This is a genomic window from Halobacterium salinarum DSM 3754, assembly GCF_008124605.1.
GTDB lineage: Archaea > Halobacteriota > Halobacteria > Halobacteriales > Halobacteriaceae > Halobacterium > Halobacterium salinarum.
In genome coordinates this window covers 388,398-401,313 of record NZ_VRYN01000001.1, presented here as the reverse complement: position 1 = coordinate 401,313, position 12,916 = coordinate 388,398, and the positions used below count along the sequence as shown (strand labels likewise).

The 12,916-nt window shown below is 68.6% G+C and carries 13 protein-coding genes; 10 read left to right on the top strand and 3 right to left on the bottom strand.

Annotation, left to right across the window (positions count from 1 at the left end):
• Positions 1-36 precede the first annotated feature (36 nt).
• The 4 genes from pepF to APQ99_RS02130 all read left to right on the top strand — a co-directional run bounded on the left by pepF (position 37) and on the right by APQ99_RS02130 (position 4,093).
• Complete coding sequence (pepF, locus tag APQ99_RS02145; RefSeq protein ID WP_012289415.1) at positions 37-1,830, top strand: oligoendopeptidase F; 1,794 nt, start codon at positions 37-39, stop codon at positions 1,828-1,830.
• 95 nt (positions 1,831-1,925) lie between these two features.
• Positions 1,926-3,161, top strand: coding sequence for a proteasome-activating nucleotidase Pan2 (pan2, locus tag APQ99_RS02140; protein WP_010903472.1), 1,236 nt, complete (start codon positions 1,926-1,928; stop codon positions 3,159-3,161).
• Positions 3,162-3,193: 32 nt separating this feature from the next.
• On the top strand, positions 3,194-3,676 hold the full coding sequence (locus tag APQ99_RS02135; protein WP_010903471.1) for a pyruvoyl-dependent arginine decarboxylase: 483 nt from the start codon (positions 3,194-3,196) through the stop codon (positions 3,674-3,676).
• Positions 3,677-3,727: 51 nt separating this feature from the next.
• Positions 3,728-4,093 (top strand): DUF5811 family protein, encoded by a 366-nt coding sequence (locus tag APQ99_RS02130; RefSeq protein ID WP_010903470.1) that lies wholly within the window; start codon positions 3,728-3,730, stop codon positions 4,091-4,093.
• 76 nt (positions 4,094-4,169) lie between these two features.
• On the opposite strand, the gene infB is transcribed toward APQ99_RS02130, so the two are convergent.
• On the bottom strand, positions 4,170-5,972 hold the full coding sequence (gene infB / locus APQ99_RS02125; RefSeq protein ID WP_136361516.1) for a translation initiation factor IF-2: 1,803 nt from the start codon (positions 5,970-5,972) through the stop codon (positions 4,170-4,172).
• Positions 5,973-6,186: 214 nt separating this feature from the next.
• Between infB and APQ99_RS02120 the strand changes: the two genes are divergently transcribed.
• Positions 6,187-6,426: a PRC-barrel domain-containing protein gene (locus APQ99_RS02120; protein WP_010903468.1), complete on the top strand. Its 240-nt coding sequence runs from the start codon at positions 6,187-6,189 to the stop codon at positions 6,424-6,426.
• A complete protein-coding gene (locus tag APQ99_RS02115) occupies positions 6,426-6,887 on the top strand; it encodes an NOB1 family endonuclease (RefSeq protein ID WP_012289414.1) in 462 nt (153 codons plus the stop codon). The genes APQ99_RS02120 and APQ99_RS02115 overlap by 1 nt, the downstream gene beginning before the upstream one ends.
• A 1-nt stretch (position 6,888) precedes the next feature.
• Here the strand turns inward: APQ99_RS02115 and APQ99_RS02110 are convergent, their stop codons facing one another.
• Both APQ99_RS02110 and APQ99_RS02105 read right to left on the bottom strand, forming a co-directional pair.
• Entirely contained in the window at positions 6,889-7,938 is a 1,050-nt protein-coding gene (locus tag APQ99_RS02110; protein WP_010903466.1) for a CPBP family intramembrane glutamic endopeptidase, read from the bottom strand.
• Between the two features lie 8 nt (positions 7,939-7,946).
• Positions 7,947-9,227, bottom strand: a complete 1,281-nt coding sequence (locus tag APQ99_RS02105; protein WP_010903465.1) for a glucose-6-phosphate isomerase — start codon at positions 9,225-9,227, stop codon at positions 7,947-7,949.
• Between the two features lie 105 nt (positions 9,228-9,332).
• Between APQ99_RS02105 and APQ99_RS02100 the strand changes: the two genes are divergently transcribed.
• The 4 genes from APQ99_RS02100 to APQ99_RS02085 all read left to right on the top strand — a co-directional run bounded on the left by APQ99_RS02100 (position 9,333) and on the right by APQ99_RS02085 (position 12,909).
• Positions 9,333-9,875 (top strand): hypothetical protein, encoded by a 543-nt coding sequence (locus APQ99_RS02100; protein WP_010903464.1) that lies wholly within the window; start codon positions 9,333-9,335, stop codon positions 9,873-9,875.
• Between the two features lie 47 nt (positions 9,876-9,922).
• Entirely contained in the window at positions 9,923-10,396 is a 474-nt protein-coding gene (locus APQ99_RS02095) for a DUF5812 family protein (protein ID WP_010903463.1), read from the top strand.
• A gap of 132 nt (positions 10,397-10,528) precedes the next feature.
• On the top strand, positions 10,529-11,383 hold the full coding sequence (secF, locus tag APQ99_RS02090; RefSeq protein ID WP_010903462.1) for a protein translocase subunit SecF: 855 nt from the start codon (positions 10,529-10,531) through the stop codon (positions 11,381-11,383).
• On the top strand, positions 11,380-12,909 hold the full coding sequence (locus tag APQ99_RS02085; RefSeq protein WP_010903461.1) for a preprotein translocase subunit SecD: 1,530 nt from the start codon (positions 11,380-11,382) through the stop codon (positions 12,907-12,909). The genes secF and APQ99_RS02085 overlap by 4 nt, the downstream gene beginning before the upstream one ends.
• Positions 12,910-12,916 lie beyond the last annotated feature (7 nt).

Here is a 12,916-nt window from a genome sequence, read left to right as displayed (position 1 = left end):
GAACGTTTAACCGGACGCACGCGAACGCTGGGGCATATGAGCAGTGTCCCCGACCGGGCGGACGTGGCGGACGAGTACAAATGGGCGCTGGCGTCCATCTACGAGACCGACGACGAGTGGGAGGCGGCCTTCGAGGACGTCCAAGCCGAGCTTGACGCGCTCAACGACTACGAGGGGCGGCTCACCGAGGATGGCGAGACGCTGCTGGCGGCCCTGGAGTTGCGCGATGCGGTCTACCGGGACGCCAAGACGGTGTCCGCGTACGCCAGCATGCGGTCGGACGAAGACACCCGCGACCAGGAGTACCAGGCGCTGCAGGCGCGCGGCGCGAGCCTCATGACCGACGTGTCCTCGGCGACGTCCTTTTTCGACCCCGAGCTCCAGGCCTGCACCCGCGAGCAACTGCAGTCGATGATCGAGGAGACGCCCGAGCTTGCGGCGTACGAGCATTACTTCGACGACGTGTTGCGGATGAAACCGCACACGCGCTCGGCGGAGGTCGAGGGGCTCCTGAGCGAGCTCGGTGAGGTGTTCGGCGCGCCAAGCGACGCGTACAACATGCTCACCGACGCCGACCTGGAGTTCCCCACCGTCGAAGACCCCGCCGGCGATGCCGTCGAGATCTCGCAGTCGAACTTCACGAACCTCCTGAAGACCCCGGACCGGGCGTTCCGACAGACCGTCCACGAGCAGTTCTACGACACCATCAGCGGCGTCCGGAACACCATCGGGTCGACGATGAAAACCCAGATGAAACGGGACGTGAAACTCGCCGAGGCGCGCAACTACGACACCGCCCGGCAGGCCGCCCTGGACAGCGGCAACATCCCCGTCGAGGTGTACGACACGCTCGTCGACACGGTCGACGACAACCTCGACACGCTCCAGCGCCACGCCGACCTGAAGCGGCGCGCCCTCGGCGTCGACGACCTGGAGATGTGGGACCTCTACATGCCCATCGTGGACTCCGAAGGCCCCGACATCGAGTACGCCGACGCCCGCGAGCACGTCATCGAGGCGGTCGCGCCGCTCGGCGAGGACTACCAGCAGCGTGTCGCCGACGGCCTGGATTCGAACTGGGTGGACGTCTACGAGAACCGCGGGAAGCGCTCGGGCGCGTACTCCGGCGGGACCTACGACACCCAGCCGTTCATCCTGATGAACTACCAGGACGACATCTCCTCGATGTTCACGCTCGCCCACGAACTCGGGCACAGCCTCCACAGCCAGTACACCAGCGAACACCAGCCCTACGTCTACTCGAACTACGAGATCTTCGTGGCGGAAGTCGCGTCCACGGTCAACGAGGCGCTGCTGGTCAACCACCTGCTCGACACGGTCGAGGACGACCACTTCCGGCGGCACATCCTCAACGAGTACCTCGAACGCTTCCGGTCGACGCTCTACCGCCAGACGCTGTTCGCGGACGTCGAACAGCGCCTCCACGAGCTCACCCGGGCGGGCGAGGCGCTCACGCCCGACCGCATCGACGAGGTGTACGGCGACCGCAAGCGCGCGTACTACGCCAACGCCACCATCGACGACCACATCGAACGGGAGTGGATGCGCATCCCGCATTTCTACTACAACTTCTACGTCTTCCAGTACGCCACCGGCATCTCCGCGGCGGTCGCGCTCGTCGAGGACATCCTCGACGACGACCAGCCCGACGCCGCCGCCCGCTACCGGGAGTTCCTCACCCGCGGGTCCAGCGCGTACCCGATCGAACTCCTCCAGGACGCCGGCGTCGACATGTCCACGAGCGCCCCCATCGAGCGCGCGATCGGCGTCTACGACCACTACCTCGACGAGGCCGACGACCTCGTCTAACGCCGCGCCGCCACACCCCCGTTTGGCGTCCCGCGCACGGACAGTGTAGCCTACCCAAAGGAACTTCTACGCGCGGCCCCTATGGACGGCAACGAATGTCGCGTAGCCCCTCATTGCCGGACCGGCCGACGCTCGACGTCGATCCCGAGTCGACGCCGGCGGAACGCCTCAACGCGCTCCAAGACCACTACGTGGATATCGTGGCGGTCAACGGAGAGCTGCAGGCGCAACTCGACGATGTCGAAGCCCGCCGCGAAGAACTCCGCGAGGAGGTCAACCGCCTCCAGCGCGAGAACGAGACGCTGAAAACGGCGTCGCTGTACCTGGCGACCGTCGAAGACCTGCCCGAAGACGGCAGCGCCGTGATCAAACAGCACGGCAACAACCAGGAGGTCCTCACCGAGCTGTCGCCGCGACTCGCGGACACCCTGGAGGTCGGCGACCGGGTCGCGATCAACGACTCGTTCAGCGTGCAGCGCGTGCTCGACGACGAGACCGACGCCCGCGCGCAGGCCATGGAAGTCGACGAGTCGCCGTCGGTCACGTACGCTGACATCGGCGGCCTCGACGACCAGCTCCGGGAAGTCCGGGAAGCCGTCGAGGACCCGCTGGTCAACCCCGAGAAGTTCGACGCGGTCGGCGTCGAACCCCCGAGTGGGGTGTTGTTGCACGGGCCGCCCGGCACCGGCAAGACGATGCTCGCGAAAGCCGTCGCGAACCAGACGGACGCCAGCTTCATCAAGATGGCCGGCAGCGAGCTCGTGCGGAAGTTCATCGGCGAGGGCTCCCGGCTGGTCCGGGATCTCTTCGAGCTCGCCGAACAGAAAGACCCCGCGATCATCTTCATCGACGAGATCGACGCCGTCGCCGCCAAGCGCACGGATTCGAAGACCAGCGGGGACGCCGAGGTCCAGCGCACGATGATGCAGTTGCTCTCGGAGATGGACGGCTTCGACGAGCGCGGCGACATCCGCATCATCGCCGCCACCAACCGCTTCGACATGCTGGACTCCGCGATCCTGCGGCCCGGCCGCTTCGACCGCCTCATCGAAGTCCCCAACCCGAACCCGGACGCCCGCGAGCGCATCCTGGAGATCCACGCCGGCGAGATGAACGTCGCCGACAGCGTCGACTTCTCGGATCTCGCCGCCGACACCGCGGAGTTCTCCGGTGCGCAGCTCGCCAGCCTCGCCACGGAAGCCGGGATGTTCGCCATCCGCGACGACCGCGACGAGGTCCACCGCCAGGACTTCGACGACGCCTACGAGAAACTCGTCGCCGAGGGGGACACCGAGTCCAGCGGCCCGCGGTACCCGAGCTACATTCAGTAAGTATAGGACGCCGGACGGCGTACGCCGACCGTATGCCTCGCATCCGAATCGCGTGGGGGAGCGGTGTCGCCCCGACGGAGATGGCCGCCTACGACGCCGCGCTCGCGGACGCCAACGTCCACAACTACAACCTGATTCGCGTCTCGTCGGTCATTCCTGCCGACGCAACCGTCTCCCCGGTCGACACCGCGCCCGACCTCGGGCCGGCGGGGAACACGCTCACCGTCGTGGAAGCCCGCGGCCAAACAGCGGGGCCGGGGCAGGCAAGCGCCGGGCTGGCGTGGGCACCCCGCGACGGCGCGCCCGGTCTCTTCTACGAAGCCGCCGACGAGACCACCCCCGACGACGTCGCCGACCGCGTCACCACCGGCATCACGGCCGGCATGGACGTGCGCGACTGGGACGGCGTGGAGCCGTCCGTGCGGACCGAGACGGTCACCGCCGACGCCGGCGAGCACGCCGCGGCCGTCGTCATCGCGGCCTACGGCGACAGCGACCCCGTTTTCGACCAGTAAGATCACCCGACAGTAGAAGGGTTATACGTTCCCACCACGTACCCATGTGTCATGCATGGAAACGCGCCGTACAGCGGGCCGGCGGACGCCACTGGCGACCTCAGTGGCGAGCAACGTCGCGCGCTCCAGACGAGCATCGCGCAGATCGCGTCCCGGACCCGCGAGTTCCTGCCCGACGAGTACGTGGTCGGCTCGGAGGTCACGAACGGGTCCAGCGGCGTGCAGGTCACGGTTGCGGTTCGCCCGCCCGCCGGCAACCCGGTCAGCGCCGGGTTCACGCCCGAGTTCGAGGATCTCGCCGACGACGACCTGATCCCCACCGAGGACCGCGAGGAGGTCGCTCGCGGGCTCGCCGCCAGTGCGGCGCTGCAGGTCAAACACGCCCTCGGCGACGACGTTCCCGAAACAGCGCGATAGTTCAGCCGGTTCTCACGGGCCAAATTCGGTAGTCGACCAGAGCTTACAGCCGTATCCGCTGCCGGCCCCAGACCGCCTACTTCCCCCAGAAGGGGTCGCGTTTGCGCATGATGTCCAGATAGGATTTCAGCGCCTCGCGCTCGTCGGCGGGCAGGTCAGACGTGAGTTCTTGGTCCAACACTTTCGCGTGCTTTTCGGGCAGGTCAACCCAGAGTTCGTCGCCCTCCTTGATGTCGCGGCCGACCGTCGGGCCGTCGATGGAGACGCTGACGCGGTTGCCCGCGCGGGCTTCGTCGACGTCCTCACCCTGATCCTGGATGCCCTTGACGATGCCCGCGCGGTCGAGGTCGTTGCCCTCGATACCGCCGACCGGCGTGTTCCGCTTGAGCGTGCCCGACACCACCTCAACGCCGACGACCGCGGGGTCGTTCTGGCAGAACACGTGGTCTTTCAGGATGCGGAACCGCGCCGGGCGCACGATGTTGTCGAAGACCGCTTCTTTCTGCTCGCGCTCCTGGGCGTCGACGAACGCCTCGTAGTCCTCGACGAGCTGGTAGATCACGTCGCTGTTGAACACGCGCACGGACTCGCGTTCGGCGTTCTCCGCGGCGGCCGGCAGCACGTCGACGTTGAACCCCAAGAGTACGCGGTGTTTCTCGCTGTCGACGGTGGTCGCCATCGCCACGTCCCGCGGCGCGACGTCGCCGACTTCCGCCGACATCACGGGGATCTCGGCCTCTTCGAGCGCGCTCACGAGCGCCTCCAGGCTGCCCAGCGTGTCCGCTTTCACCACGATCCCCTCCTCGCCGGTTTCGACCGCGACCTCCGCCAGCTCCGCCTCCACCTCGGTGACGACGTCCGCGACGTCACGATCGCCGACCACGCGGATCGGCGCGCCGGCCATCGCGTCGTCGAGGTCCGGCGCGGCGACTTTCAGGCCGGCGGCGGCCTGCATTCGGTCGACGTTCCCGAAGCGTTTCTCCGTCCGCATCTCCGCGAGGTCGCCGGGCTTCAACAGCGCGCGGACGTCCGTGACGATGGGCTCGGGCTGCGCGCCGACCACGACGGTGTCCCCCGACCGGATGGTGCCGTCGTAGAGGATCACGTCGACGGTCGTCCCGAAGCCCTGCTCGTCTTTGACTTCGAGGACGGTGCCCGCGCCGGGGCCGTCGATGGTGACCTCCATCTCGGATTTCATGTACCGCTGGGCCAGCCCCATCAGCACCGTCAGCAGATCCGGGACGCCCTCACCGGTCTCCGCCGAGACGGGGATGACCCCGACGTTCTTCTGGAAGTTCTGCACCCGCCAGTAGAGGTCCGAGGAGAACCCCGCGTCGGACATCTCGCCGATGAGTTCGTACAGCGCGTCGTCGAGGTCCGAGCGCACGCGGTCGCTTTGGTCGTCGTAAGTGCCCTGCACGGGCGCGTCCGGGTTCGGGTTCCACCCCGGCGTCGTGTCGATCTTGTTCGCGGCGACGACGAACGGCGTCCCCGTGTCCTTCAGGATGCGGATCGCTTCCTCCGTCTGTGGCTGGAAGCCGTCGTTGACGTCCACCACGAGGATGGCGATGTCCGCGAGCGCGCCGCCCCGCGAGCGCAGCGTCGAGAAGGAGTGGTGGCCGGGCGTGTCGATGAACAACAGCCCCGGCAGGTCGAACTCGGTGGGGTCGACGAGGCTGCCGGCGACCTCCGAGACGGTGTCCAGCGGGACCGCTGTCGCGCCGATGTGTTGGGTGATCGCGCCGGCTTCGCCTTCGATGACGGCCGAGCCGCGGATCTTATCCAGCAGGCTAGTCTTGCCGTGGTCGACGTGGCCGAGCACGGCCACGATCGGCGTTCGCAAGTCCCCGGGGTCGTCGGTGGTGTCTGCGTCGGGCATAGTAGAATCCTCCGAGAGAACGGTCGTTACCCCAATGGAGCGCGCGGTAGCCTATAATTCCATCGTCACGGCGGCGACGGCGACGCCGATGGGCCGACCGCATTCGGCCGGCGTCGCGTGTAGCGCTGTCCACTCGCTGTGTGGTGGTTTCGCTGTCGCACGCCCGTCGGACATCCCCCCGGGGTTTATGTGAATCCCGACAGTGAAACCGGGTATGGCCGACATCCTCGCCGAAAACCTCTCCGGGAAGGCCGTGATGGGGTCGGACGGCACGGAGCTTGGCATGCTGTACAACATCACGATGGACCTCAAATCCGGCACGCTGGAGCACCTGCTCGTCGAGCAGACCGAGGAGTCCGTCGCCGCTGACTTCCCGATCGGCGACGACGGCCGGTACCGCGTTCCGGTGAGCCGCGTGCAAGCAGTCAAAGACTACATCGTCGTTCGCCGATAGTGCACGTCCTCGACGCCACCGCGTTCATCGACGAGTACGACGCCCCGGACCCGACCGCCTCAGTCCCCGAGGTCCGCGACGAGCTCACCGACGCCGCGGCGTTCCGGTTCGACGCGGCCGCGGGCAGCGGCATGCGGGTGCACGTTCCCGCACAGGACGCCCGCGAGGCCGTGCGCCAGGCCGCGGCCACGACCGGCGACGCCGACGTGCTCTCCGAGACCGACCGCCGGCTGTTGGCGACCGCCCACGAACTCGACGGGACGCTGGTCAGCGACGACTACGCGATGCAGAACGTCGCCGCCGAGCTCGCCGTCACGGTCGAGTCGATCTCCCAGGACGGCATCACCGAGCGCCGCGACTGGCGCCTCCAATGCCAGGGGTGTGGCCGCGAGTTCGACGACACCGACCACGACCGCTGTCCCGTCTGTGGCAGCCCCCTCGAACGCAAGAACCCGTCGTAGGCTACGTGAACTGCCAGTACGCGAGTCCGAACTGGACCGCGTCGTAGACGCCGTGGATGACGATCGGTGCCAGCAGGTTGTCGGTGCGCTCGTAGGCGACGCCGAGCACCAGGCTGACGACGAACACGCGCGCGAGCGCGACCATCACGGCACCCGGGGCGGCTGTCCCGGCGTACGCCAGCAGGTGGCTGGCCGCGAACACGAACGACGCGACGACTACGGCGCTGCGCCGCGAATACGCGTCGTAGAGGTATTTCTGCACGGCGTTGCGCGCGAGCAGCTCCTCGCCCGGCGCGACGAACACCAGCGACACGACGGCCAGCGGCACCAGCATCGCGGGGGTCTTCCGCGCGGCTTCGATGAGGCCGTGTTGGGTCTGTGGCAACGCGAGTGCCGTCACGACCACGTTCAACCCCAGATGCAACGCGAAGATCGCGCCCACGCCGCCAGCCGCAACGCCCACGTCACGCCGGGTGACGGTGGGGGTGTCGATCCCGGCGACGTCCGATGCCCGCACGAACGCGACGCCCATGATCCCCAACCCAACGCTTGACACCGCAGCCCGCACCGGGTACGCGACCGTCGGCGCGTCCGGCGCGATGCCCGCGGCGATGGCTGCAAGCAGGCTGCTCGCGACGAGCGCGCCGGCGGACACGACCACAGCAACGCCGACCGCCCGCTCCCGGGCGCGCACGCCGTCGGCACCCACGCCGGCGACCGCGGCGAGCCCGGCCCCGATCACGCCGATCCCCGCGAACAGCGCCACCGCCGGTCCGGCGGTGACCGGCCCGGTCATGGACAGCAGCGCCGCCGCCGCCGTCAGCGAGAGCGCGCCGCCGGCCCCGGTGCCCACGCCGGACAACCACGCGGGGCCGGTGCCGTGGCGACGCCCCGCGAACGCCAGCGTGGCGACGGCGGCGCACGCGGTGGCGGCGTGTGCCACCGCGTCAGCGGCGGGCGCCCAGTCGAGCAGCGTCGCCGCCAGCCCGACGCCCGCGACGACGAACCCGACAGTCGACGCGTACCGGTCGGATACAGGAGGTGTTGGCATGGCCGCGGTCACTCCACGATGTGGGTCTCCGTCTCCGGAAGCGGGTCTTCGCCGCGGAGCAGCTCGCGGGCGGCGTTCTTCCCCCACTCGACGGCGGGCTGGGTGAACGTCTCGACGCCGTAGAGCTCGCCCGCGAGCACGCAGGCGGCTTCGAAGTCGAACAGCAGCCGCCCCACCGACCGCGCGTCGACGGCCGGCACCTCCACGCGCACAGTGGGGACACCGGACGCCGCGAGGCTGGCCGCCGTCGCCTCGAACTCGGCGTCGAGTAGCGCCCCGAGGTCGCCGCCGGTGAGATAGTCGATGTCAGCCAGTTCCGCCTCCGGAATCGCACAGTCGGGCCGCGACGCGGGCCGAAGCATGGTCACGAGTTTGTCCCGCGGGCCGGCGCGGTAGAGCTGGAGCTGGCTGTGCTGGTCGGTCGCGCCCAGCGCCCGCGCCGGCGTCTGCCCGACGCCGTCTTTCCCGAGGCTCTCCGCCCAGAGCTGTGCGAACCACTCGGCGAACGTCTCCAAGCGCTCGGCGTACGGCAGCATCGCGTTCACGCCCGCCCCGCGCTGATCGAGGGCGTACGCGGTCGCGCCGTACGCGTACGCGGAGCAGTCCTCCAGGGAGCCGGCAAGCGCCGCCCGCCCGTCGGCCGCGCCCGCCACCAGCTCGCCGACGTCGACGCCGGCGATCGCGGCGGCCGGCAGCGCGACCGTCGACAGCGCGGCGAACCGGCCGGGAACGCCCCTCGGGGCGTCAAGCACGGGCAAGTCGTGGGTGTCCGCGAGCGCCCGCAGCGGCCCGTCGTCGCCCGTCGTGACGAGCGTGCGCGCCGTCCAGTCCACGCCCGCGTCGTCCATGGCGTCCCGCACAACCAGGAAGTTCGCGAGCGTCTCGGCGGTCGTCCCCGACCGCGACACCACGTGCACGGCGCTCGTCGAGAGGTCGATCCGGTCCAGCAACCGGGTGACGTGCGCGGGGTCGACGTTGTCCAGCGCGTGGTAGTCCAGGTCGTCGTCGCCCAGCGCGTCCACGAGCGTCGCCGCGCCGAGCGCGCTCCCGCCGATCCCGACGGTCACCAGCGTGTCGGCGTCCGCCACCGCGTCGGCGGCCGCCGTGATCGCGTCCACGTCAACCGTCCGCGGGAGGTTCAGGGCCGCGTACCCGAACTCGTCGCCATCCATCCCGGCGGTGATCCGATCGTGTGCGTGGGCGACGCGGTCGTCGAGTCGGTCCAGCGCGTCCGGCGGCACGCCCGGCGTGGCGGTCGCGTCGAGTGCAGCGCCGATGTCGATTCGCATACACGGAGGGGGGTCTGCCGGCCACTTCAGGGTGGCTAGTTCCGCGAGCCCCGGGTCGGCGCGGAGTCGCCGGGCTTTTGCTCGCCGCGCCCGCAGGCCACACAAATGGGCCGGTTCGATAGTTACTCCGGGCTGCTGTCGGCGTTCCCGTACGCGTTCCGCGAATCGGACTCCCGGCTGTTCAAAAGCTACGCCGTCGTCAGCGCCGTGCTCGGTGGCCTGTTCGCGTTCCTGATGGCGGGCGCACTCGTCGTGCTCATCTCCAACACTGCCGGCGGGAGCGGCGGCTCGCTGACGCTGTCCCGCACGTTCTACGTCGTGCTCGGGCTGTTCGTGTTCCTGCCGTTGGTCTCTCCCGTGTTGTTCGTCGCGCGCCGCCACCGGCGCGCACTGTCCGTGAACCCCGCCTACGACGCCGGCGTTTCGACCGCCGGCTATCTGTTCGTGGTGTCAGTGTACCTCGGCGTGGTGGCGTCCATGCCGGCGACCTACCGGGTCGCCGGTGAGCTCGCGTCCCGACCGCCACCCAGCGGCGTCGCTGCACCCCTGATCGCCGCGCTGTACGGCATCCCGCCGCAGTTCTCGCCGGTGGTGCCGCTGGCCGGCGCGGTGCTCGTGTACGCCACGCATCGCTGGCTGCGCGCGTGAACCGCCGAACAGTAACAGTGAACCGGGGAGCCGGCCTACGGGCGGGCATGACCGACGCCCGATCCAAGACCGCGACGTTCTTCGTCAGTGACGCCAGCGAGGACTCCGCGATCCTCACCGACGTCTCGGACGCACAGGTGCACACCCTCTCGGAGAACCCCGGGCTCTCGGCCGGCGACGTACTGGACGCAACCATCACGCCGGACCCACCGATGCACGTCACGTACAGCGTCGCGTCCGTCGCCGAACACACCCAGATCCCGGTGACCGTCAGCGACGAAACCCCCACCCCGAACGCTCGCGATCTGGCCGCCGACCTCCCCCGTGGCGAGCTCGCGACCGCCGAGCGCGCCGGCGTCGGCGAAATCCACGTGCTCTCGGTCGGCGCGGACAACGTCTCAGACGCCGTCGATGACGTTGTTGCGGACGACCAGACCGTCTCGCGGGCCGCCCGCATCGGCATCAATCGCGTGGAGGTGCGGGCGGGCGCGGACTTCATCAGCGTCCGATATCTGCCGTAGCCCCGGGCCTGCCCTCCCGTCGCGCCCCCACCGGCGCGGTCACGTCGTGTGAGTGCGTCCCGCTGTACCAGCTCTCGAACCCACGGCGTCCGGATAAGAAGGCTTAACCAGCGTCGCATCCCACCGCCAGGCATGTCATGGTTCGAGGTCCCGGACGTTGACCTCAGCCAGTACTCAATGCGGCAACTCGTTGCGCCGCCGCTTGCCGTGTTGGTCGTCGCCCTCGCGGTCATCGGTGGGTGGATGGCCGCCACGGGCGCGCCGGTGTCGCCCGGCATTGAGTTCACTGGCGGGTCGGAAGTGGTCGCACAATCAAGCGCGCCGTCCGCACAGGTCAAAGCCGCCTTCGATGCCGAGCCGACGTCGTTCCGCTCGGTCGGCACCAACGGCAACCGGTACCTCGCGACCTTCCAGAGTGAGAACGCCCCCGGCATCAGTGGGGACACCGCTGACATCGAAATCGTGCAGTCCCAGGAAGTCTCACCCACGTTTGGCTCCTCGACCCAGGGACTGGCACTGCTGGGTGTCGCGGCCGCATTCCTCGGCATGAGCGTGCTCGTGTTCGCGCTGTTCCGGACGTTCGTCCCCAGCATCGCGGTCGTCGTCTCAGCGTTCAGCGACATCGTCGTGCCCGTGGCGCTGATGAACGTCTTCGAAATCAAGCTCTCGCTTGGAACGGTCGCTGCGTTGCTGATGTTGATCGGGTACTCCGTCGACTCCGACATCCTCCTGAACAACCACGTCCTCCGGCGGTCGGGCGGGTTCTGGGAGAGCGTCGACCGCGCGATGAACACCGGTGTCACGATGACACTCACCTCCATCGCCGCGATGGTCGTGATGACGATCGTCTCCTACATCTTCGGCATCACACTGATGTCCTCGATCGGCCTCGTGTTGGTGATGGGGCTGGTCACTGATCTCATGAACACATACATGTTGAACGTCACGTTGCTTCGCTGGTACAAGTTCGAGGGGGTGGCGAAATGAGCTGGTTCCGCGAGAACTGGCGGATCGCAGCCCTCGTCGTCCTGGTCGTCGCCAGCTCCGTCGCGTTGTTCGCGCCCGGCATCGGCGCGAGCGCCAACACCAGCGGCCAGCAGGCCGCAACCGGTGACCCGACGAACCTCAACTACGGCCTCGAACTCTCCGGTGGGGTCCGCCTCCGCACGACCGTCACCGGCGTCACCGCCGACGGCGTGTCGGTCACTCCGGACAACGAAGGCGAGATCGCCACCCGCATCAGCACCGCCCTCGACGTCGACCGCGGGGACGTCCGTGCCCGCCCGGCCACCGGCAGCGTCGAAGTCTACCAGAACGTCTCCACCAGCAGCCTGCGCACCACGCTTGAGGACGCTGGCTACTCGCCGGACTCGGTTCGCCGCGGCGTCACGCAGGCCACACGGGACAACATCGTCTCCATCATCGGCTCGAAGATCGACGCCACCGGGCTCGGCGGCGCGGAAGTCAAAGACATCGAAACCAGCGCCGGCGCTCAGGCCCACTACATCGTCGTGGAAGTGCCCGGCCAGAACGCCTCCCAGGTGCAGTCGCTCATCCAGGGACGCGGCCAGGTCACCCTCGACGCGTATTATCCGGGATCCAACGGGACGAACGTCAACGCCACCGTTCTGCGCGGCGACGAGCTCGTCGAAGTCGACCAACCCAAACGCGACCAGAACGGCCGGCCGTTCGTCCCGGTACAGCTCTCGGCGGAGGCCGCCCAGCGGTTCACCGGCGACATGACCCAGTACGGGTTCACCTCCCAGGCGGGCATCAGCAACTGTCGGTTCCCCAACGGCGGATACTGTCTGCTCACCAAACTCGACGGCGAGGAAGTGTACAACGCCAGCATGGGGCCGACGCTCGCGCGGACCCTCAGCTCCGGGAAGTTCGTCAACAACCCGTCGTTCCGGATCACGGCCAACTCCATGACGGCAGCCCGCAACCTGCAGGTGAACCTGCAGGCCGGCGCGCTGCCCGCGGAGATCACCGTCCAGAACTCCTACTACGTCGCGCCGAGCTTCGCACAGAAGTACAAACCGCTCTCGCTGGTGACCGGGCTCGCGGCCGCGATCGCGGTCGCGATCATGGTGTTGCTCCGGTACGGCGAGCCGAAGATCGCGATCCCGATGGTGTTCACGGCGCTCGCGGAGGTCGTCATCCTGCTCGGGTTCGCCGCCGTCTCCGGGCTGGCGCTTGACCTCTCACACCTCGCCGGGTTCATCGCGGTGATCGGAACCGGGGTGGACGACCTCGTCATCATCGCCGACGAGGTGATGACAGAGCAGGTGTCGTCGTCGCGCATCTTCCAGAGCCGCTTCCGGAAGGCGCTGTGGGTGATCGGTGCCGCCGCCGCCACCACCATCCTCGCGATGAGCCCGCTTGCGGTGCTGAGTCTCGGCGACCTCCGCGGGTTCGCGCTGGTCACCATCCTGGGCGTGCTCATCGGGGTGCTCGTCACGCGGCCGGCCTACGGTGACGTGCTCCGGCGGCTGCTGACGACAGACACCTGAGCGGGCC

Excerpts from the sequence above, each read along its gene's own strand:
- pepF (WP_012289415.1), top strand. The coding sequence starts at position 37 with ATGAGCAGTGTCCCCGACCGGGCGGACGTGGCGGACGAGTACAAATGG.
- pan2 (WP_010903472.1), top strand. The coding sequence starts at position 1,926 with ATGTCGCGTAGCCCCTCATTGCCGGACCGGCCGACGCTCGACGTCGAT.
- APQ99_RS02135 (WP_010903471.1), top strand. The coding sequence starts at position 3,194 with ATGCCTCGCATCCGAATCGCGTGGGGGAGCGGTGTCGCCCCGACGGAG.
- APQ99_RS02130 (WP_010903470.1), top strand. The coding sequence starts at position 3,728 with ATGCATGGAAACGCGCCGTACAGCGGGCCGGCGGACGCCACTGGCGAC.
- infB (WP_136361516.1), bottom strand. The coding sequence starts at position 5,972 with ATGCCCGACGCAGACACCACCGACGACCCCGGGGACTTGCGAACGCCG.
- APQ99_RS02120 (WP_010903468.1), top strand. The coding sequence starts at position 6,187 with ATGGCCGACATCCTCGCCGAAAACCTCTCCGGGAAGGCCGTGATGGGG.
- APQ99_RS02110 (WP_010903466.1), bottom strand. The coding sequence starts at position 7,938 with ATGCCAACACCTCCTGTATCCGACCGGTACGCGTCGACTGTCGGGTTC.
- APQ99_RS02105 (WP_010903465.1), bottom strand. The coding sequence starts at position 9,227 with ATGCGAATCGACATCGGCGCTGCACTCGACGCGACCGCCACGCCGGGC.
- APQ99_RS02100 (WP_010903464.1), top strand. The coding sequence starts at position 9,333 with ATGGGCCGGTTCGATAGTTACTCCGGGCTGCTGTCGGCGTTCCCGTAC.
- APQ99_RS02095 (WP_010903463.1), top strand. The coding sequence starts at position 9,923 with ATGACCGACGCCCGATCCAAGACCGCGACGTTCTTCGTCAGTGACGCC.
- secF (WP_010903462.1), top strand. The coding sequence starts at position 10,529 with ATGTCATGGTTCGAGGTCCCGGACGTTGACCTCAGCCAGTACTCAATG.
- APQ99_RS02085 (WP_010903461.1), top strand. The coding sequence starts at position 11,380 with ATGAGCTGGTTCCGCGAGAACTGGCGGATCGCAGCCCTCGTCGTCCTG.